At 43.7% G+C, this 19995-nt stretch carries 14 protein-coding genes and 2 pseudogenes; 7 read left to right on the top strand and 9 right to left on the bottom strand.

All coding sequences use genetic code 11. The annotated features are described in order from the left end of the window. The first annotated feature begins 180 nt into the window (after window positions 1–180). On the top strand, window positions 181–450 hold the full coding sequence (locus NLP_RS09985; RefSeq protein WP_234017267.1) for a hypothetical protein: 270 nt from the start codon (window positions 181–183) through the stop codon (window positions 448–450). Window positions 451–531: 81 nt separating this feature from the next. Then, a complete protein-coding gene (locus tag NLP_RS09980; RefSeq protein ID WP_104906271.1) occupies window positions 532–3852 on the top strand; it encodes a HEAT repeat domain-containing protein in 3321 nt (1106 codons plus the stop codon). Window positions 3853–4183: 331 nt separating this feature from the next. Here NLP_RS09980 and NLP_RS09975 read toward each other — a convergent pair whose 3' ends face one another. After that, a complete protein-coding gene (locus NLP_RS09975; protein WP_104906270.1) occupies window positions 4184–4639 on the bottom strand; it encodes a cupin domain-containing protein in 456 nt (151 codons plus the stop codon). Between the two features lie 272 nt (window positions 4640–4911). Further along, window positions 4912–5691 carry a cysteine hydrolase family protein gene (locus NLP_RS09970; protein WP_104906269.1) on the bottom strand — a complete coding sequence of 260 codons (780 nt, stop codon included), beginning with the start codon at window positions 5689–5691 and terminating at the stop codon, window positions 4912–4914. A 78-nt stretch (window positions 5692–5769) separates the two neighbouring features. Between NLP_RS09970 and NLP_RS09965 the strand changes: the two are divergent. Continuing rightward, a pseudogene (locus NLP_RS09965) lies at window positions 5770–6153 on the top strand (amidohydrolase); the annotation flags it as partial. A gap of 163 nt (window positions 6154–6316) precedes the next feature. Continuing rightward, the gene (locus NLP_RS09960) at window positions 6317–7525 is read left to right on the top strand and encodes a NupC/NupG family nucleoside CNT transporter (protein WP_104906268.1); all 1209 of its coding nucleotides are present in this window, start codon (window positions 6317–6319) and stop codon (window positions 7523–7525) included. Between the two features lie 55 nt (window positions 7526–7580). Here the strand turns inward: NLP_RS09960 and NLP_RS09955 are convergent, their stop codons facing one another. From NLP_RS09955 to NLP_RS09940, 4 genes are all read right to left on the bottom strand, one after another. Continuing rightward, on the bottom strand, window positions 7581–9317 hold the full coding sequence (locus NLP_RS09955; protein ID WP_104906267.1) for an ABC transporter ATP-binding protein: 1737 nt from the start codon (window positions 9315–9317) through the stop codon (window positions 7581–7583). Between the two features lie 102 nt (window positions 9318–9419). Continuing rightward, window positions 9420–10637: a lipid-A-disaccharide synthase-related protein gene (locus tag NLP_RS09950; RefSeq protein ID WP_104906266.1), complete on the bottom strand. Its 1218-nt coding sequence runs from the start codon at window positions 10635–10637 to the stop codon at window positions 9420–9422. 804 nt (window positions 10638–11441) lie between these two features. After that, on the bottom strand, window positions 11442–11987 hold the full coding sequence (locus NLP_RS09945; RefSeq protein WP_104906265.1) for an RNA 2'-phosphotransferase: 546 nt from the start codon (window positions 11985–11987) through the stop codon (window positions 11442–11444). A gap of 176 nt (window positions 11988–12163) precedes the next feature. Beyond that, window positions 12164–13480: an amino acid permease gene (locus NLP_RS09940; RefSeq protein WP_104906264.1), complete on the bottom strand. Its 1317-nt coding sequence runs from the start codon at window positions 13478–13480 to the stop codon at window positions 12164–12166. A 969-nt stretch (window positions 13481–14449) separates the two neighbouring features. On the opposite strand from NLP_RS09940, the gene NLP_RS09935 reads away from it, so the two are divergent. Then, the gene (locus tag NLP_RS09935; RefSeq protein ID WP_234017266.1) at window positions 14450–15073 is read left to right on the top strand and encodes a hypothetical protein; all 624 of its coding nucleotides are present in this window, start codon (window positions 14450–14452) and stop codon (window positions 15071–15073) included. 87 nt (window positions 15074–15160) lie between these two features. Here the strand turns inward: NLP_RS09935 and NLP_RS09930 are convergent, their stop codons facing one another. Then, complete coding sequence (locus tag NLP_RS09930; protein ID WP_104906262.1) at window positions 15161–16129, bottom strand: threo-3-hydroxy-L-aspartate ammonia-lyase; 969 nt, start codon at window positions 16127–16129, stop codon at window positions 15161–15163. Between the two features lie 208 nt (window positions 16130–16337). On the opposite strand from NLP_RS09930, the pseudogene NLP_RS09925 reads away from it, so the two are divergent. Continuing rightward, window positions 16338–17138: pseudogene (locus NLP_RS09925) on the top strand (SDR family NAD(P)-dependent oxidoreductase); the annotation flags it as partial. 245 nt (window positions 17139–17383) lie between these two features. Here NLP_RS09925 and aroF read toward each other — a convergent pair. Further along, on the bottom strand, window positions 17384–18454 hold the full coding sequence (gene aroF, locus NLP_RS09920; protein WP_104906261.1) for a 3-deoxy-7-phosphoheptulonate synthase: 1071 nt from the start codon (window positions 18452–18454) through the stop codon (window positions 17384–17386). A 59-nt stretch (window positions 18455–18513) separates the two neighbouring features. Here aroF and NLP_RS09915 point away from each other — a divergent pair, with 59 nt between their 5' ends. Next, window positions 18514–18708 (top strand): hypothetical protein, encoded by a 195-nt coding sequence (locus NLP_RS09915; protein ID WP_104906260.1) that lies wholly within the window; start codon window positions 18514–18516, stop codon window positions 18706–18708. Between the two features lie 67 nt (window positions 18709–18775). On the opposite strand, the gene trpD is transcribed toward NLP_RS09915, so the two are convergent. Then, on the bottom strand, window positions 18776–19867 hold the full coding sequence (gene trpD / locus NLP_RS09910) for an anthranilate phosphoribosyltransferase (protein ID WP_104906259.1): 1092 nt from the start codon (window positions 19865–19867) through the stop codon (window positions 18776–18778). Window positions 19868–19995 lie beyond the last annotated feature (128 nt).

Raw genomic sequence — 19995 nt, 5'->3', positions numbered from 1 at the left:
GGGGCAAAAAGCTCTTAAAGTCCTTCTTCTTAAAGGGGGCAAAAAGCTCTTAAAGTCCCCCTTCTTAAGGGGGATTTAGGGGGATCTCAAAGTATTTGCTACCGAGGAGAGGACTTTTCAAATATCCTCTTAACCGAATCGTATTGAGAGTCTCCTAATTTGTAAAACGAGATGTATCTTTTGGTCAATGAACCTCAAAGCTTCGTGAATGAACCTCAAAGCTTCGTGAATGAACCTCAAAGCTTTGTGAATGAACCTCAAAGCTTCGTGAATGAACCTCAAAGCTTCGTCGATGAACCTCAGAGCTTCGTCGCTGAACCTCAAAGCTTTGTCAATGAACCTCAGAGCTTTGTCGATGAACCTCAAAGCTTCGTCGATAAACCTCAGAACTTCGTTAATGAACCTCAGAGCTTCGTTAATGAGTCTTTAATGCTCGTGGGCGAGTATTAAAGGCTCTCAATCAGGAATTAGGAATTGCAAGGTTGTTGTTATACTCATAACCGCGTGTAATCTGCCGCCTTGCCCTGATTTATGCTCACAACTCCCTGCCACACTAACAAGCTTTCCCTCATTTTCCTTTTCTGTTTCACCCTACTCCTGACTTTCCTCCTCTCCCTCTCTTGGGTAAGCGCCAAAGAAAAACCTAAACCCAAACCCCAAGATTGGCAGATTAACGGTATATCAGCAGCCCTTGATGATGGATACGACAAAGTTAAGGGATATGCTCTCAACCAATTAGGTGAATATAATCTCAAAGATTTAAAATCCTTGGGCAACAAATCAGAGTATTTTGCTCAAAAAGCTGACAATTTGCTCAAGGATGAAAAGGTTCCCGCCGAAGTTCGTTCAGGTGCGGCAGAGGCATTGGGCAACCTGGGGTCAGCGGCGGCTAACTACGTCCCTGACATCGCCAAAATCCTCAAGGATGAAAAGGTGGACGCCACCGTTCGTTCAGGTGCGGCAGTGGCATTGGGCAACCTGGGGTCAGCGGCGGCTAACTACGTCCCTGACATCGCCAAAATCCTCAAGGATGAAAAGGTGGACGCCACCGTTCGTTCAGGTGCGGCAGTGGCATTGGGCAACCTGGGGTCAGCGGCGGCTAACTACGTCCCTGACATCCTCAATTTCCTCAAGGATGAAAAGGTTCCCGCCGAAGTTCGTTCAGGTGCGGCAGTGGCATTGGGCAACCTGGGGTCAGCGGCGGCTAACTACGTCCCTGACATCGCCAAAATCCTCAAGGATGAAAAGGTGTCCGCCTACGTTCGTTCAGGTGCGGCAGTGGCATTGGGCAACCTGGGGTCAGCGGCGGCTAACTACGTCCCTGACATCCTCAATTTCCTCAAGGATGAAAAGGTGGACGCCACCGTTCGTTCAGGTGCGGCAGTGGCATTGGGCAACCTGGGGTCAGCGGCGGCTAACTACGTCCCTGACATCGCCAAAATCCTCAAGGATGAAAAGGTGGACGCCACCGTTCGTTCAGGTGCGGCAGTGGCATTGGGCAACCTGGGGTCAGCGGCGGCTAACTACGTCCCTGACATCGCCAAAATCCTCAAGGATGAAAAGGTGGACGCCAACGTTCGTTATCGTGCGGCAGTGGCATTGGGCAACCTGGGGTCAGCGGCGGCTAACTACGTCCCTGACATCCTCAATTTCCTCAAGGATGAAAAGGTGGACGCCAACGTTCGTTATCGTGCGGCAGAGGCATTGGGCAACCTGGGGTCAGCGGCGGCTAACTACGTCCCTGACATCGCCAAAATCCTCAAGGATGAAAAGGTGGACGCCAACGTTCGTTATCGTGCGGCAGTGGCATTGGGCAACCTGGGGTCAGCGGCGGCTAACTACGTCCCTGACATCCTCAATTTCCTCAAGGATGAAAAGGTGGACGCCAACGTTCGTTATCGTGCGGCAGTGGCATTGGGCAACCTGGGGTCAGCGGCGGCTAACTACGTCCCTGACATCGCCAAAATCCTCAAGGATGAAAAGGTGGACGCCAACGTTCGTTATGGTGCGGCAGTGGCATTGGGCAAGATCAGAAAACTGGAGTTAAAGGAGGTTATTGTAATTCTGAATAATTTTTATGAACCTGGAAATTCAGAATATCTAAATTTGCGTTTTCTAACTTATTTCCTGAGTGGTGGCACTGAGCAAGTGAAAACTCTACTAAAATGGCTTGGGCTTGGCTCTCCTCAAGTAGTTCCTGACAAGCTCACACAGGATCAAGGCGTCAAAACCCTCAACGTATTCCTGCAAGTTTGGAATAGTAGTCAGGGGTTAGAAGCTTTACGCAGCGACTTAGCCAAGCAAATCTCGGAAGTAGCCGCCAACAAAAACGTTCCTTGGCAAGTACAGGATATTGGCTTACTGCAAAGCCATTACAGCAACCTGGAACAAGTCCACTCCACTAATGCTAATGCGGTGCAGTCAGCAATAGATAAACTAAAGGTGTGGCGGTGGTTTGTCCTTGCTAGAAACACCATCCTCATTCATGCAGCCTTTTGGCTAGCCCTGATCTTTGCCTACCCCAAATTTCCCCAAGTCCAAGCCATCTTCTTCTGGAACCCTTGGGTACGCCGAATTTTAGGCGTCGGCTATGTCGGCTTTCTCCTCGCCTGGGTTCCGTTCTTGCGCCGCAAACTTTTTGAGCCGTTCCAACCTTCTCTATTAGCAGATGCCGGCTTAGATAACTTTAATGACCAATCATACTTCCCACAATCCAGAGTCAAAATTCCCGTTTCAGGAGACATCTTTCCAGTTACCTCAGCCTTACCCAGTATCAAAGGGCAAATTGTCTTAGAAGGCGATTCTGGTTTAGGCAAGTCGATGTTTTTGCGCCATCTTGTCAAAAACTCCCAGCGAATTCTTGTCTATTTACCCGCCCAAAAGTGTAATAAAGGCGTAATTGAGGCAATTCAAGACAAGCTACACGGCCAAGCCAAAGATGCCGGCTTCCTAAAAAACCTGATTTACAGTGGTGCAATTGACATCTGCATCGACGGACTCAACGAAGTCACTGCTGATACACGGGCAAAAATCTGCCAGTTTGTCGAAAGCTATTTCCGGGGCAACATTATTATGACTACTCAGCCCCTAGAGTGGACACCGCCCTCAACAGCAAAAACATACTACTTGCAACCCCTTGAGCAACAACAAATTCAAGAGTTTTTGATATCCCGTCAGCCGCGACTCCCCAAAGATGCCAAAGTTCAAGGCGATGATTACGCCAAAGCCTGTACCAATTATTTAACAGAAGTCCTCAATAACCAGCAAGCCAAAGAAGAGTTAAACGCTGTCCAACGAACTCTTTCCAATCCAATGGATCTAACAGTGGTAGCGCTGATGTTATCACAAGGCAAATATCCAAACTTGTTTCGCCTGCAAGAACAGCAATACAATTTAATGGCGGCAGAATACCTGAAAGAATGGAATCAAGAATTTCCCTTAAAGAAATTCTCAGCCGCCGTCTACCAAATGCGACTCGAAGACAAACAAGCCCTACCCGCAGACGAATTTTACCAAGTTGCCATGTCTTTGTCAGATGAGAAATACAAAATGGTAGTCAGCCGTCAGTGGGAAGGTGAAAAAGGCGAAGCCAAGAAAGAATGGTACTTTCGCCACGATAAAATTATGGATTTCTTCTTAGTGCAAAACTTTCTCGGCGAAACTGATGCCGCCGAAGGACTATTAGTTGATAGAATGGGCGATCCGCGTTTTCGTGGTGTTTATTTCTTGCTAGCAACCTTACTCCCATTAGATCCAGCTAAACAACTGCGGGAAAAATTGATTCAATACGCCGCCGACACCAAAGACAATACTGTGAGTAATACTTTCGTGCAGTTATTACGGACTAGATAATGCGCTTCGTTGGCTATAAACTAAGCCCTACATGAGCTTCGGGAGATTAGCCGTCAGGTTCTAAACCATGTAAAGATAAAAAAGTGAAAATATTCCCGGTAACTGTCTCTATCGGCAAAACGGAATATGTGGCAACAAATGACTTAAATCAAGATTCTACAGATGCCATACAACAGGTGTGTGACATTTGTTGTCAGATTGAGGAATTTCACAGATAATATCAAGTCTGGATAATTAGTTATGATTCCCACAGTCATTGGCTACGGCAAAACTTGTGTGTACACCGTAGCCAAGTAAAGAGAGAGAAATAGAAGTGAGGTTTCAAATATATTTAACAGGGCATCAAAGCATCAGATCTCCCTAGTACTGCCATATCTTCTTCATCTAACTCTGTCGGAATCCCACTGCGAATTAGTTCCGAAAAGTCTTCATTGGGAACCATAACAGTCAACGTGTACAAGCGAGTAGAACCAGTATTTTTAATCAAATGAGTACCAGTGGGAGGCACCAATAAACTATCTCCAGCTTTGATCGTGGTAGTCTTGCCGTCACATATAGCGATCGCTTCCCCTTTGAGGACAAAAAACATTTCCACCGCCCACTGATGGCGATTTGGCGGTGTTTGTCCACCAACATCAAAAATTTCTACGCAGCAAGTCAAAGAAGTATTAGCATTTGTCGAATCGAAGATAATTGCTAATCGATTAGAGGCGTCGGGACTGATGCGATATACTTGGTAATCTTTGCTAGATTTGATAACCGGAATTACACAACGAGTAGCGTACATTTATTTATCCCCTCTGAAATTATCGATGGGTATGAAAATTCCTAAAACCTGAGTCCTGAATCACAGAATTTTAGATTTTAAATTTTGGATGTTGGATTAAGCGCTCACACCGTTCGCGTAGCGTTCCGCAGGAAAGTCCAAAATTTAAAAAAGTCTGAGAGCAAGTGAATTTCAACGCAAGAACAAATCTAAAATCTAAAATTCTTGATCAAAGAAAGAGCATTAATGCATGGGATCAATCTAAAATCTAAAGTCCAAAATCCAAAATTGATTCACTCCTCACCATTTTGCAGCGCTGTTAAAATTCCTTGCGAGTCAGTGACAAAACCGAAGCATTGTTTGACATTATACAATGTCGCCAGCCAACAATATTCAGGAGAAGTGGTAGCGGCGCAATCTTTAACCAACACGCAGTCATATCCTAAGAAGTTGGCATCACATAAGGTAGCTAGCACACATTGATCGGCATTTACACCAGCAAAAAATAATGTTGTCCTTCCCAAATTCCGCAAGATACTATCTAAAGGTGTATCCCAAAACCCACTCATGCGGTATTTATCCACACGAATATCTTCGGGTATCTGTTCTAGTTCGTCTACTACTGCCGCAGCCCAACTACCTGCCATGAGTACTCTAGCACCATTGCTTGGTAGTGGATCGCCCAATCCCACACCTTCCCCTGTGGGATTATAGACGTGGCGCGAACTAGCACTAATATTGAGCAAGTCAGGACGATTCCCCCAATTTACCCAAATAACTGGAACACCAACCTCACGCAGTTCGGGAAGTAAGTTGTTCAAAGGTTCAATAGGCTGACGCGCTGGAGTTACATCTACACCGATATGCGCTAACCAGCCATCAGGGTGACAGAAGTCGTTTTGCATATCAATGACGAGGATAGCAGTTTTTGCCAAGTCTAGGCGCAGGGTTTTAGTTTCTGTTGATAAGATAACGGGTTGTGGGGTCTTTTGAGGACGAGTGATATCTGCGATCGCATCATTCACTGTCCACGCATTTGGTGCAACTCCCAATGTCCGTAATGGTAAATTCATAAAATTCCAGTACCCAACACCATTTTCTATTTTGTAACTTGAAATTCAGTTCAAAATACAATTACTTAATTAAGGTTAGTGAATTTTACTATCCAGAATGTTTTGATTGCCGTCAGTGATGATTATGCAACGGTAGATGTACAGATTGTAGATAGAGCGACGCCGAATAGCCCGTCGTAGACATCGCAGCCATTTCCCCCAATACTACAAGTAGTCGGCACTGCCATAGATGGCAAAAATAAGCTATTACTACCTGGCTTTTTCAACACCCACACCCACTCATCAGAGATGTGGCAACGGGGGATGATGTCAGTTTTACTTTTAGAATTATGGTTGACGGAATTGTTTGATTTTGCTCCCCTCAATCCCGAACAGGTTTATCTCAGCGCCTTGGGTACTGCGGTGGAAACCTTACTTGCCAACGGGACGAGTGTGGTAGATCGTCTGGTGTTAATTCCCGGACTTTAGTTAAAAGCGATCGCTACAATCTTTGTCGTCACTCCCATTTACTGGAAACCAGGGCAAAAGAAAAACTCGCTCAACTGACTAAAAAGCCACAAAAAAGGCGAATTTTTGTGTATGCTTTGAGACCAAGTGCCTTAGCGATACATTTCCGGGAGTAATCATGGAACGCGCCATTTCTGCGTTGGGAATTTTAATTTTTATCGGTATATCCTACGCCTTCTCTGTTAACCGTCGTGCGGTGCGTTGGCGAATAGTGGCGTGGGGTTTAGGATTGGAATTTGTGTTTGCACTAGTGATTCTTAAAACTCCTTGGGGTTTAACTGTGTTTAAATCTCTGGGAGATTTTGTCAGCCAATTTCTAGCATTTTCTGATGTAGGTGCAAAATTTGTCTTTGGAGAAAATTTTAAGGATCATTTCTTTGCTTTCCAAGTGCTACCGACAATTATTTTTTTCTCTGCCTTCATTAGCGTCTTGTATTACTACGGCATTTTACAGCGAGTCGTAAACGTGATGGCGTGGGTAATGATGAAAACGATGAAAACATCGGGTTCTGAATCTTTATCTTGTGCAGGTAACATCTTTTTGGGGCCAACAGAGTCGGCGCTGATGGTTAAACCTTACATAGCGAATATGACGCAATCAGAACTTCATGCCTTGATGACAGGTGGTTTTGCCACAATTGCCGGTGGAGTACTAGGGGCATATCTTTCCTTTGGCATCCCAGCAGAACACCTGATTGCTGCTTTCTTTATGACTGCTCCGACATCGTTGGTGGTATCAAAATTACTTTACCCAGAAACAGAAGTATCAGAGACGGCTGGTAAAGCAAAAGCAGATGTAGAAACCAATTATGTAAATGTAATTGATGCTGCTACTACCGGAGCAATTGACGGTGTGAAGCTAGCAGTTAATGTTGGGGTAATGATTATCGCCTTTTTAGGATTATTAGCTGCCCTGAATGCACTTTTGGGATGGTTGGGGTCATTTGTGGGCTTACAGCAACTCTCATTGCAGTGGATTTTGTCTTTTATCATGGCTCCCGTGGCGTGGCTAATGGGCGTACCTTGGGCTGATTGTCGGCAAGTTGGGGCTTTATTGGGTACAAAAACAATTTTGAATGAGTTTATTGCTTTTTTGGATTTGAAGGCACTAATTGAGAGTGGAAAAATTTCTCAGCGTGCAGTAATTATTACAACTTATGCATTATGTAACTTTGCAAATATAGGTTCAATTGGCATTACCATTGGCGGCATTACTGGCATAGCACCTAATCGCCAGCATGACTTAGCTCGTATGGGTGTAAGGTCAATGATTGGCGGATTGTTAGCGGGTTTTATCACCGCTTGTATTGCTGGGATATTGATTTGAATAATTCTTTAAAATAAATTTGATCAAATGAGCGAACCGACAGTTTGACAATGCCCTACTCATCTGTAGAGTAAAACTGTTGGGCGTAAAAACGGGCATACCGTCCTTCCTGAGACAGGAGGGAGGTGTGAGTACCAGCTTCAACCACCTGTCCTTGTTCGATTACGAGAATGCAGTCAGCCCGACGAACGCTGCTCAAGCGATGGGCGATAATAAACACGGTACGGTTTTGCATCACTCGTTCCAGTGCTTCTTGAACTAGTGCTTCTGATTCAGAATCTAAGGCAGAGGTGGCCTCATCCAAGATGAGAATTCGCGGATCGTTGGCAACTGCTCTGGCGATCGCTAATCTTTGGCGTTGTCCTCCCGATAGGTTAACTCCACGTTCTCCCACCCAGGTATGATAACCCTGAGAAAACTGGGTGATAAAAGAGTGAGCGTTGGCAATCTTTGCTGCTTCTTGAATCGCTGCTAAATCTAATTTTTCCTGACCGTAACCGATATTTTCAGCGATCGTTCCCGAAAAAAGGGTAACATCTTGGGGAACAATCCCAATTTGATGGCGCAGGCTGGTAAGTGTGACATCACGGATATCAATATCATCAACCAGAATTTGACCCATCTGAGGGTCATAAAAGCGAAGTAAAAGATTAATTAACGTCGATTTGCCTGCTCCAGAAGAACCAACCAAGGCAATGACATCACCAGGAGAAGCGTCCAGGCAGAGATCCTTTAGCACTGGCTGGTCGCGATTGTAGGCGAAATCGACATGACGATACTCTACCTTGCCCATAACTCGTGGCATTGCCTGAGCATTCGATTTTTCGCTGATACTAGGTTCCTTCGCCATCAGATCAAAAATGCGTTCAACAGAAGCTTCGGTCTGTTTGTACTCGTTGTAATTGCTAATCATCATGTCGATTGGCTGAATCAGTAAAGCCACAGCAGCTAAGAAACTGATAAACCCTTGAGCTGTCAGCTGATTCTGAGAAATCTGCCATCCTCCTAATAAAAACAGCAGTATAATACTAACTGCTTCCAAAAAACCGACAACGGGAAACTGAATGGATTGGAGTTGTAGAGCGCGATACTTAGCTTGGCGATTGATTTCTGCTTCTTGATTGAATCGCTTCACTTCATATTCTTGCGCTCCAAAAGCCTGAACAACGCGAATCCCGCTAAATACTTCAGTTAGCATCGCCGACAAATTGGAAACCTGATTTTGGCTCTGGCGAGATAGCACGAGTAATCGCTGACCAAATTGCCCGATTAACCAAGCCATTAAAGGAGCCAAAATCAAACCCGCAAGAGTGAGCGGCCAATTCAGGTAGAGCATGTAAATGGGAATCACAATTAACTGCAACAAATTGGAAATAAACTGATGGGATAACTTGTCCACGATCTCGCCCACGCGATCGATATCTTCGGTCAGGCGATAAGTCAGGTCTCCCGTCTGTGTGGTTTCAAAGTAATCTAATCCAAGTTTGTGCAGGTGAGCATAAACGCGCTTACGCAAGTTTAAAACCATGTTCAGAGTAGCAGCGATCATAAAGACATTCTGCCCGTATTGACAAAGCCCTCGAACCAAAAATACTAAAGTGGCTAGTCCGAGCCAGTAGGCAATCTGGTTAACATTTCCCTGGCCAAGATAAAAAGAGACCTGACCTGCTAAATAGGGCACTGCTAGGGTGAATAACACAAATCCTAAAATACAAGCTAATCCCCGAATTAACAGCGGCCATTGGGGCCACAGATAAGGCAACAGTTGCCAGTAACTAGAGCGGACTTTCATAGGTAAGTAAGAATTCAGGAGTCAGAATTGAGGTGCATTACGGCGTTAGCCTACCACACCATGTTACCCAACCGTGCTGACTCCTGAATTCTGGCGCAATTTCTACTCAGTTTCTCCTAGAGAGTTTAGTAGAAAGCGGGCAATTCTCTCAGATGCGCCGGGTGGGCCAAATCGCTCAGGGCCATTTTCTTTGCACTTAGCAAGGTAGTCTGAATCTTCTAAAGTTTCAACTACTCGTTTAGCTGCTTGCTTGAGAATCTCAGGGGTTGCTGGCTTAGTGCCGATGGTTTGGGCAGAAATGCCCAACAGCCGCGTTTGCGCTTCTGCAAATTGATAGGTAAATTGAGGGCCCTCTCCGGGAATCTGGATGATAGGTTTGCCGATCGCTACAGCTTCCTCCACTGCCAAACCTGCCATACCAATAACGAGAGTAGAGTAACATAGGATGTCACTGAAGGCATCTGAATAACATCTCAGTTCTACAAGCGGTGATTCCTCAGCAGAACTTCCTGGGGGAGAATAGGTGAGTATGCCTTGATTCAGTTGCCAACCTTGACTTTTAGCAATGTCGTCTAATTGCGCCATCAAATCCGGTATCAAAGCTGCACGAAATTGTAATCCTGACTCAGGCATCACCTTGGCGATTTCTACTACCAGTTGCAACTGCAAACAAAAATTTCGCGCAGCTTCAGGCATCCGTGACCCTGGTAGGAGAGCGATCGCTCTCTCGTCCGGTTTCAGGTGCAAGTCTTTGCCAGTAGGGACGAGCCAATCTAAAGCCGGAATGCCAGCACACTGAGCTTTAGTTAAACCTTGCCGTTGGAGGTCATAAGCCGTATGGGAATCCTTGGTGAAAACTGCCAGACATCTGGAAGAATTAAGGTCGTGCCACAGAAGCGGATTGAGTCGTAACCGCCCTTCGTAGAGGGCAGAAAGACAAGAGATAAAGGAGACGAAGGGGCGCTTTGTTAAGTAAGCAAATGTCTGGGAGATAAAATCCCCAGTAGACATAATTAAATCGCAGTTGGGAGCATACTGCAACACCGCTTGTAACTGTCGCCAGGTTAATCCAATCAATCCCGATTGAAAATCTTTGAGCAAGTAGAGGCGCTTCATGTAAAAGAATCCCCCAGAGGGCATTGTTTGTGTGGGCCCAATAATGGGAATATCCAAGCTGCGGTAAGCTTTTCCTTCCCCCACAATCGGCATTGCCGCCATCTCAATAGAAGGACACAATTGGCGCAGGGTCTGAATAACATGAGAGGTGTGGTTGTCCTCTCCGTGGCCGTTACTGATAAACAAGATTCGCTTAGAAGGCATCTTGGGGTTTGGATAGGTCTAAAATGCTTGTTTGGTGAGATTTTTAACCTACATTGGGTGAGTAGGCTAAGAGATTGATAGTATTTTTACTCTTGAGAGTTTGTAATTTTATAGACAAATCTACAAAGTTACTTTTTCAGGTGTAAGTAAGTGGGCGGGAAAATTTATAAGTACGTAACTAAATGTAAAATTAGCACATACCCTACAAATACCTTATTTCACCGTTTTTACAAAACTAAACATATATCGATTTTATCGTGCCTACTTACTTAAACCGGAATGGAATTACTGCTAATCCCTGTTTTTGCAGACGCTAATCTATCAGAGAATACAGTATTAGGAGTACAAACGCTATGGGTACATTGATCTGAGTTCATAATAAGACTTACGCAAAAAACCTTTCTAACTCTTATTCCTCTGTGTTCTCTGCGTCGCGCCAGTTGCTTCTCCCAAGGGGAGACGCTGCGCGAACAAGTCGGGAAACCCGCCCAACGCACTGGCTTCTCTGTGGTTTGATTTTGCGTGACCTGTGCGTAAGTCCTAGATAAATTAAACGATAATTTTAAGTATTTCTCGCTAGAGGACAAGGCGAGAGGGGAAGGATTTATTTATAGGTATGTCCCCTTGTCACCAAATTCTCTTGTGTCGTTGTTCACTTCAGTTACGACAAAGTTATAAAAAATTTGTATCCCAAAAGTAAACATAGAACGCATCATTTCTGCGTTTAAAATTTGAATATATCAAAGACTATTTATAGAGTAAATCTTCCTGATTATTGATTCCTAAATTTTGTTTTATTAAAGTTCAAATTTTTTGTAGATACTCAGGTGGCACACAATCGACTAACCAAACACCATTAGCAGAACAATAGAAGATATAACCCGCCTGATGCATTGCCGCAGTATTTACAGCAAAAACCACTGGCTTTCCATGCCTTGCACCAACAGTTTGTGCTGTTTTTATATCCTTTGATAAATGGACATGATGTCGCGACATTTTGCAAAGTCCTGTTTGCAGAATTAATTCTACAGATTTGCGTCCTGTGCCGTGATAAAGCTCATCTGGAGGAACAACAGCTTCTAATTGTAAATCGACTTTTACACTATGTCCTTGGTTCGCACGAATAAGATTACCTGTAGAATCAAAAGAAAAGCGTTGTTTCTCGTTGGATTCAACTACCACCTGTAATTCCTGACGGGTAATGGGAAACTTGTTTTGAGCACAAGCGGTAAGTAGGTCATCAACAGCAACCCAACCACCAGGAGTAAGTTTAATTCCAATAGCATCCGGGGTGTGTCGCAGATATTTACTGAGATATTTACTGATTTTGACGAGTCGAGAATCACTCATTTGATGAAGTAGTCATTGGTCATTGGTCATTGGTCATTGGCTAATTCAAACTATCTTAAAGAATGGGTGTAGTATCTCAATAACTAATGACTCTCGCGTTACAGTTTGATTATGGTTAGCATGATTATACTACAATTCGATCGTTGTATAATACATTAAAACTTTTATTGATGGTTTTATTTTATATAAATTGACAGAATTTGTTTGCCCATCATCGCTAATGCCACTCCAATCATCACAATGAGTGTCACCTTTCCGCCAGGAACGAGTGATTGATTTACGCTATCTGAGTTTTCTTGTTCTTGACGTTGTTTCCAACTCATTAACGCCGGAATAATTCCACCTAGAACTGAAATACCAAATGTTCCAGTGTAATCTAGGGCAGTAAAGAAGATGCTAGGGTTGAGCGTTCCAAGAGTCATCGGAGGGAAAAGAACCAGCGAATAGAGGGGTAAGCGGCTAGAAAGTTGCCACTGTGCAGGTAGGAAAATATCTTTGAACAAATCCAGCAACCCGTACACAAATCCAATGAATGATGTGACGATCGCAAATTCTGAAAAAATGGATACTAGCACTCCTAACCATTGCCCCGCACTACCTCCTCGGAGAATTTGTAGTGGATCAAAAACACTTGCACCATCAGAAGTGCTATGTAGCATATCGGGACTGACGCTTCCTAAAATTACGGCATTCCATGCCAAGAACATAATTAGAGGAATTACAGAACCAATAAAGATGGACTGACGAATTTTGCGGGCATCCCCTTCGAGTTGCTTCACAACTAGCGGCACAACGTTTTGGAAAAACAACGCCACAGACATCACTGAAATGGCACTGCCGAGCGCACTCCAGTTTTGAAATAATAGTTGGGTACTCTGAATATGCCTTCCTCCGAGAAATAATAGTCCTAAGAAGGAAACGATGACAATTCCGACAAAGGCGCTGTTTAATTTCTCAATAAATTTTTCTCGCCCAAGATACATAATCCCACCAAATAAAAGCGTGAAAGCCATTGTGCCCACCCACGTAGGCAATATCTGCATACCCCAGATTTTTGCCGCCGCCACTCCTAAAATCTCTCCGCCTTCGGTGATGTATGCCACCAAGAGAGCATAGTGCATGAATAAATATGCACCGCCAGCAATTCGCGCTCCCAGCTTACCAAGGATTTTCTCAACAACTCCCAAAAAACCTATACTCAGATGCCCTTCTGTTCGCATCGTGTTTAAGGTAACTTCTGCAACCAATAACCCTGACACTAAAGCGTAGAGCCAAACAGCAATCAGTCCAGATGTGGATGGCACTATACCAGACGGCAGAGTAACGGCTGGTAAGGCGAGAATCCCTGCCCCAACGGTGGTTCCCGCAATCAATGCAGTACTTCCCAATACACTACCTGGTTGATGATTGAGCTTTTTTCCATCAAATTCGAGATGAGAAAACAAGCGAGTGACTTGCTCTGAATCTTGAAGAACAGTCTTTATGGGAACCATAGGGAATATCCGCACTTAAACCAAAAAGTTAATATTAACACATGTAAATATTCTTTACGGAAACCCTGATCGGTATCTCGTTTTAAAACCCTCGCTTGTCGATGGCGGCAATGACTGTGAGCCGTTCATGCAGTGGGTGATAGAATGAGTGCCGTTGGATTGTACAGTGGTTCTGCGACCAGAGCAAACCAAGGTATTTGTGTTGCTCAAAAAAACTCCCTTGTAGTCGAGCGCACTTATGAGAAAGCTGATGGGGTGTCGTAGATTCGTCAGAGACTATAAGTTATTGCCCGAAACATCCCCGAAACGTCAGAGACCTTTATCTATCTTGCCATGATCCGTCTTCTAGTGAGGCGACTGGCATAAAAGTTGACTCCTCAAAACTTTTCAAACACCCTCTTATCACGATTTCTCTAAGAGGTTGTTTGAAAAGTATTTCACTGTGATTTTAGGCACTTTTAGATCCCCCCTAACCCCCCTTAAAAAGGTGGGAACCGGAATAAAAGTCCCCCTTTCTAAGGGGGATTTAGGGGGATATAGAACTTTTTATACCGACAACACGACTTTTCAAACATCCTCTAATATTTTATGCAACTAGATATAAAAATAATTCATTCAATATCAACAAATAAATCATTGAAGTCGTCAATAAATAAATTTATCCTATTTTTTAGGAGTTATTAACAAAATGTATTAAATAACATTGTATAAAATTTGTTTAATCACTATTAGAGGTTATTTATTAAGTAAATCTATATTTGGTAACTTGTTCGTAGGGTGGCAATACCCACTACCTCAAGGTTTTCAGGGTATTACCCACCATCAAATACTTATATTTTTTTAAAAGTTAAACAGAATTTTTACGTTAGGTAACTTTGTTATTTTAATCAAAAAAGGACAACTATGTTTGGTTCACGTATAGGCTGGCTAATTTCTGCGACCTTAACTATAGTCAGTTTGGGTTCAAATATGCAAACTGCAAAAGCACAAGATAATTATAATAATTATAAGTTTAGTGTTGACTACAATACATTTGTCAATTTTGACCCAACCTTTAGACCAGACTTAGGAGTTATTAGAGCAACTATCAAAGGTGAAAGTACCAAAAAGGCTCCTTATGGGTTAGATTTCTTTCTTAGTGATGACTATGGCAAACTTGAGCCTATTGAAAATCCATCAATTAATAAATATACCTTTAACTCAAACCCAAGCGTGTTTGGTTTAGAGGACGAACTTGCATTTTCTGACAGGTATTATGGTGGTGCTAATGAATTATTTGGCAAAGCAAGTGACAGCGCTGAAATTAATTTTGCCGAAGGCTTTATTAAAGGTGGTGGTACTATTACCATCTTTGGGGGAACAGGTTTATTCCAAAATGCTACAGGCACAATCACTTTTACTGAACAAGACCAACTTAATACCTCTGGAACCCCTTCTCAAGGTTTAGCTAAACTGAATTTCACCTTGCAAACTCCTCAAGAGGTTCCAGAACCAACGGCGACTACAAGTTTAATTGGTATCGGTTTAATTGGAGCAAGTTTAGTAATTAGCCGACGCTATAAAAAAAGTTCTTTATCCAGGATAATCAATTAAATATGGGATTATTTAGAAGCCCCGCCGATCAAATTCACGGCAGAACCATACATAATGAACCTGGAAACGATGTTTTTAATTACAATCCTACAGAGAAAATAATTTACAAACTTGCGCCAAATCTACATTTCCACCGCTGATGATGATACCAATTCTCGCCTCTGGTGCTTTCACTACACCTTCGAGTAAAGCGGCGGCGGCGAGTACTCCGGTGGGTTCAACAACAATTTTCAGACGTTCCCACAAAAAAAACATGGTGCGAAGAATCGCTTCTTCCGATACCGTTACCATATCATCGACGTAATCCAGCACTAAGGGAAAAGTAATTTGACCAAGGCTAGGAGTTCGCGCACCATCGGCGATGGTATCAGGATTTTTGACAGTTTGTAGAGTTTTAGTGTGAAAAGAGCGGGTCGCATCATCGCCAAGTGCTGGTTCTACGCCGATTACTTTACAATTGGGTAGAAGTGCTTTGGCTGCGATCGCACACCCTGAAAGTAATCCGCCACCGCCACAACAAACTAATAATAAGTCCAATTCACCAACTTCTTGGATCAGTTCTAAAGCAGTTGTTCCCTGTCCAGCGATTACATGGGGATGATCGTAAGGGGGAATGAGTGTGAGATTGCGATCGCGTGCTAAATTTTGAGCTAATTCTTCCCGGTTTGTGTCTTGGCGATTGTACAAAATTATCTCTGCGCCATAACCACGAGTAGCAGTTTGTTTGACAACAGGTGCATCATCAGGCATGACAATAGTGGTAGGAATATTTAGTAATTGTCCAGCTAAAGCGATCGCTTGGGCATGATTTCCCGATGAATAGGTGATAACGCCTGTTTTTTTTTCTGCTACCGATAGTTGGGCTAAAGCATTGTACGCGCCTCTAAATTTAAATGCCCCTGTGCGTTGAAAGTTTTCGCATTTAAAGAATACTTGGCTATTGGTGCGATCGTTAACGATTCTAGAAGTCAGCACGGGTGTGCGGTGGGCAATCCCCAAAATTCGTTCTTGTGCTGCTTGCACGTCAGTTATAGTAACAGAATTATACTGTGCCATTGATGACGATATTAAATATTCTTGCTCTTGTTTATATAGATACAGTTTTTTATATTTGCGTTTACTATGCTTGATTGCAGCAAACTGGTTTCAGGTGGATAGCATCATTTCTTGTCTGCATAGAAATAACTACAGCGAACATTATATATTGCTGTAGCTAAATTCATAAAAATTAAATTAATTAATTCACATTCGCCATTTTTTTAGCATGAATAAAACATCTGAAAGTCGGCAAAAAAAAACTGCCCTAATTACAGGAGCGGCTAGTGGCATAGGCTATCAATTAACCCAGATTTTTGCTCGTCATAGTTATAATTTTGTCTTAGTAGATAAGAATGAACAAAAACTTACTGAAATTATAGATGAATTTCCGCAAAAATTTGGTATTTCTGTCAAAATTTTTGTTAAGGATTTATCTATTTCTACATCTCCAGAAGAAATTTTTACAGAACTTCAGCAAGCATCCATCAAGATTGATGTGCTAGTTAACAATGCTGGCTTTGGGACTTATGGAGCATTTAGCGAAACAGACCTCAACATGGAACTGAAAATGCTTCAGGTAAATATAGTCAGCCTGACTCATTTAACTAAGTTGTTCCTCAAAGATATGGTCGAGCAAAACTATGGAAAAATATTAAATGTGGCCTCAGCGGCTGCTTTTCAACCAGGGCCTTTAATGGCAGTTTATTTTGCTACTAAAGCCTATGTATTATCATTTTCAGAAGCGATCGCTAATGAATTAGAAGGCACAGGTGTCAGCGTGACTGTTCTTTGTCCAGGGCCAACAGCATCGAAATTCCAACAAAATGCTGCAATGGAAAATTCCAAGATTGCTAGCGTTAACAGAATGATGGATACGGAAACTGTCGCTAGAATTGGTTATCGGGGCTTAATGAAAAATAAAACTGTTATTGTTCCTGGGATGAAAAATAAAATATTGACTGAAAGCGTCAGATTTACGCCCAGAAATTTAGTTACAAAGGTTGTCAGAAGTATGCACGAACTTAAAAAAATAGGTAGTTCGAGATTTTATACTCTTTTTAAGAAAACCCGAACAATAGATTTTTTAGACAAAAGAATCTATTGTTCGGGTTTAGCCATTTGCAAAAAATCAGCTAATAATACAGCAGAATTCAGGAGTAAAACACGCTTTATATCTGGGTAACAGACGAATCGTTGTGTACCTCACTTTCCTTCAAATCTGCTGTATGTGGACATTGCACAGTAGATGACCACAATTCATCACTCTATTATTCAACGCCCACCAATGCGATCGAATACAGGTGTAGTCCAGCGATCAACTAGTTTGCCCAGGACTGACATTTCTTGAACCAAGCGGTCAAATTTCTCAGGGGTGAGAGATTGAGGGCCATCGGATAAAGCTTTTGCAGGATTGGGGTGAACTTCAATCATTAAGGCATCTGTACCAGCTGCGATCGCAGCCATTGCCATTGATGGAACATATTCAGACCTACCCGTACCATGACTAGGATCAATCATAATTGGTAAATGGGTCAGCGATCGCAATACTGGAAGCACCGATAAATCTAAAGTATTGCGGGCATATTTACCATCAAAGGTTCTGATTCCCCGCTCACAAAGAATTACATTCGGATTTCCAGATGCCATGATATATTCTGCCGCCATCAACCACTCGTCAATTGTGGCAGACATTCCCCGCTTCAGCAGCACTGGTTTATCTTGAGCGCCTACCTTTTTCAGCAGCGAAAAATTGTGCATATTCCTAGCTCCGATTTGGATGATGTCAGCGACTCTCGCCACTGCTGATAAATCAGCAGCATCCATCAGTTCTGTGACGATACCCAAACCAGTAGCTTCCCGCGCTGCTGCTAACAAATCTAAAGCGCTTTCACCATAACCTTGAAAGGCATAGGGTGAAGTGCGGGGTTTGTAAGCTCCGCCCCGGAGAAACTGCGCTCCTGCTGCCTTCACGCGCTTTGCCGTTTCGACAATCATCGCTTCATTTTCAACAGAACAAGGCCCGGCTACCACCACAATCGGATGATGTTCGCCGAAATAGACACGGCCGTTAGGTGTCGGTACAACAACTTCGCTGGCTTGTCCATCTCGGAATTCTCGACTTACCCGCTTGAAAGGTTGTTGTACCCGTAATACTTGCTCAATCCAAGGGCTGAACTCCTGAATCTGCAATTTATCGATGCTAGTGGTATCACCAATTAGCCCCAGTAGAACTTTATGAGTGCCAACGCTTTTTTCTACGGTGACTCCCCAAGTGTCACTCAGTTCTTGGCTAATGCGAGTAATTTCATCAACAGGCGTACCGTTCTTAAGTATGATAATCATCTATTTTTCCTTGTGTATAAGTTTGGGTGGGCTAATCTTTACAGGTCGATGCATTCACATTGCAGGTTGATGCATTGGCATCGCAGGTTGATGCATTCACATTGCAGGTTGATGCATTGGCATTGCAGGTTGATGCATTGGCATTGCAGGTTGATGCATTGGCATTGCAGGTCGATGCATTCACATTGCAGGTCGATGCATTCACATTGCAGGTCGATGCATTGGCATTGCGGGTCGATGCATTGGCATTGTAGGCAAGGTGTAGGGCAGCTTTAGAAGACTTGCGTGTACACCCCGTAGCTCCTCGTAGGAGAGGTTCGTCTAGCGCAAAAATTCCGCAAGTTGTTCTAGTTTTGTCCAAGCTGCGCCGCTTTGGAGAATTTCCTTGGCAAGGGCAATACCTTTAACACAACCTGCTAAAATATCCGTTTCCCCATGAATGGCTTCACCAACTTGGAGTGCTAGGGCTGTATTCAAAGCAACTACATCCTGCTGCGCTTGAGTGCCTTTACCTTGGAGAACTGCCTTCAAGATTTGGGCATTTTCTGGGACATCTCCACCGTGCAACGCCGCAGTGGGTGCAAAACTCAAACCAAGTTCTTGAGGATTGAGCGTTAGAGAACGCACTTTTTTATCTTGGAGTACAGCCAAGTCGGTGACATCTGCCAAACCAGCCTCATCTAAACGTTCCCGTCCGTGGAGGGCGATCGCTTGCTGACATCCCAATTGGGATAAAGCTTGAACAATCTCCTCTAGTAAAAGCGGGTCGTTGACACCAATAATTTGCCCTGTCGGCCGCATCGGATTTACTAGCGGGCCGAGTAAGTTAAAAACAGTCCGCACTTTCAAAGTTTTTCGCAAAGTAGCGATCGCCTTGAGTGCAGGATGCCAGCCGGGAGCAAACAAAAAGGTGATTCCAACTTCACCCACTGCCGCCTGTACTTTCTCAGGAGTGGCGTTGAGATTTATACCCAAAGCTTCCAACACATCAGCCGAACCAGCTTTGCTAGATGCCGAACGATTGCCATGTTTGGCAACTTTTACCCCTGCGGCTGCGGCAACAAAAGCGACAGCAGTGGAGATATTAAAGGTTGAAGCGCCATCTCCACCAGTTCCACAGGTGTCAATTAGGGGAACTGGGAACTGGGAACTGGGAACTGGGGATTGGGATTGTAAGACGGTGGCCATGCCGACTAATTCTTCGGCAGAGACGCCTTTGGCTTGAATTGCGGCTAAAATTGCTCCTGATAGAACATGGGGAATGGCATCTGTGAGCCAACCTTGCATCAGATCCGCAGCTTGGGAAACCGTCAACGATTGCCGATTTAGCAACTGTTGTAATAAAGCTGGCCAGTTGTAGAACTCAGAAGGGATGGAGATGTTTTCAGGTTGAGTTTGAGTTACAGCTATCATATTGGTCATTTGTCATTGGTCATTGGTTATCGGTCACTTGTACTGAGAGAACGCGAACAGCCCCTCGTAGAGAAGCTGTTGGCGCAGCCTCTCCAAGAGTTGTATTGGTCATTGGTCATTTACGAAGG

The sequence above is a fragment of the Nostoc sp. 'Lobaria pulmonaria (5183) cyanobiont' genome (assembly GCF_002949795.1).
Taxonomy (GTDB): domain Bacteria; phylum Cyanobacteriota; class Cyanobacteriia; order Cyanobacteriales; family Nostocaceae; genus Nostoc.
The sequence above is the reverse complement of the archived record's forward strand: the minus strand, read 5'-3'. Positions and strand labels throughout refer to the sequence as shown.

What these genes read in the sequence shown, in the direction of transcription:
- NLP_RS09980 (WP_104906271.1), top strand. Translation starts at nt 532, where the DNA reads ATGCTCACAACTCCCTGCCACACTAACAAGCTTTCCCTCATTTTCCTT.
- NLP_RS09975 (WP_104906270.1), bottom strand. Translation starts at nt 4,639, where the DNA reads ATGTACGCTACTCGTTGTGTAATTCCGGTTATCAAATCTAGCAAAGAT.
- NLP_RS09970 (WP_104906269.1), bottom strand. Translation starts at nt 5,691, where the DNA reads ATGAATTTACCATTACGGACATTGGGAGTTGCACCAAATGCGTGGACA.
- NLP_RS09960 (WP_104906268.1), top strand. Translation starts at nt 6,317, where the DNA reads ATGGAACGCGCCATTTCTGCGTTGGGAATTTTAATTTTTATCGGTATA.
- NLP_RS09955 (WP_104906267.1), bottom strand. Translation starts at nt 9,317, where the DNA reads ATGAAAGTCCGCTCTAGTTACTGGCAACTGTTGCCTTATCTGTGGCCC.
- NLP_RS09950 (WP_104906266.1), bottom strand. Translation starts at nt 10,637, where the DNA reads ATGCCTTCTAAGCGAATCTTGTTTATCAGTAACGGCCACGGAGAGGAC.
- NLP_RS09945 (WP_104906265.1), bottom strand. Translation starts at nt 11,987, where the DNA reads ATGAGTGATTCTCGACTCGTCAAAATCAGTAAATATCTCAGTAAATAT.
- NLP_RS09940 (WP_104906264.1), bottom strand. Translation starts at nt 13,480, where the DNA reads ATGGTTCCCATAAAGACTGTTCTTCAAGATTCAGAGCAAGTCACTCGC.
- NLP_RS09935 (WP_234017266.1), top strand. Translation starts at nt 14,450, where the DNA reads ATGCAAACTGCAAAAGCACAAGATAATTATAATAATTATAAGTTTAGT.
- NLP_RS09930 (WP_104906262.1), bottom strand. Translation starts at nt 16,129, where the DNA reads ATGGCACAGTATAATTCTGTTACTATAACTGACGTGCAAGCAGCACAA.
- aroF (WP_104906261.1), bottom strand. Translation starts at nt 18,454, where the DNA reads ATGATTATCATACTTAAGAACGGTACGCCTGTTGATGAAATTACTCGC.
- trpD (WP_104906259.1), bottom strand. Translation starts at nt 19,867, where the DNA reads ATGATAGCTGTAACTCAAACTCAACCTGAAAACATCTCCATCCCTTCT.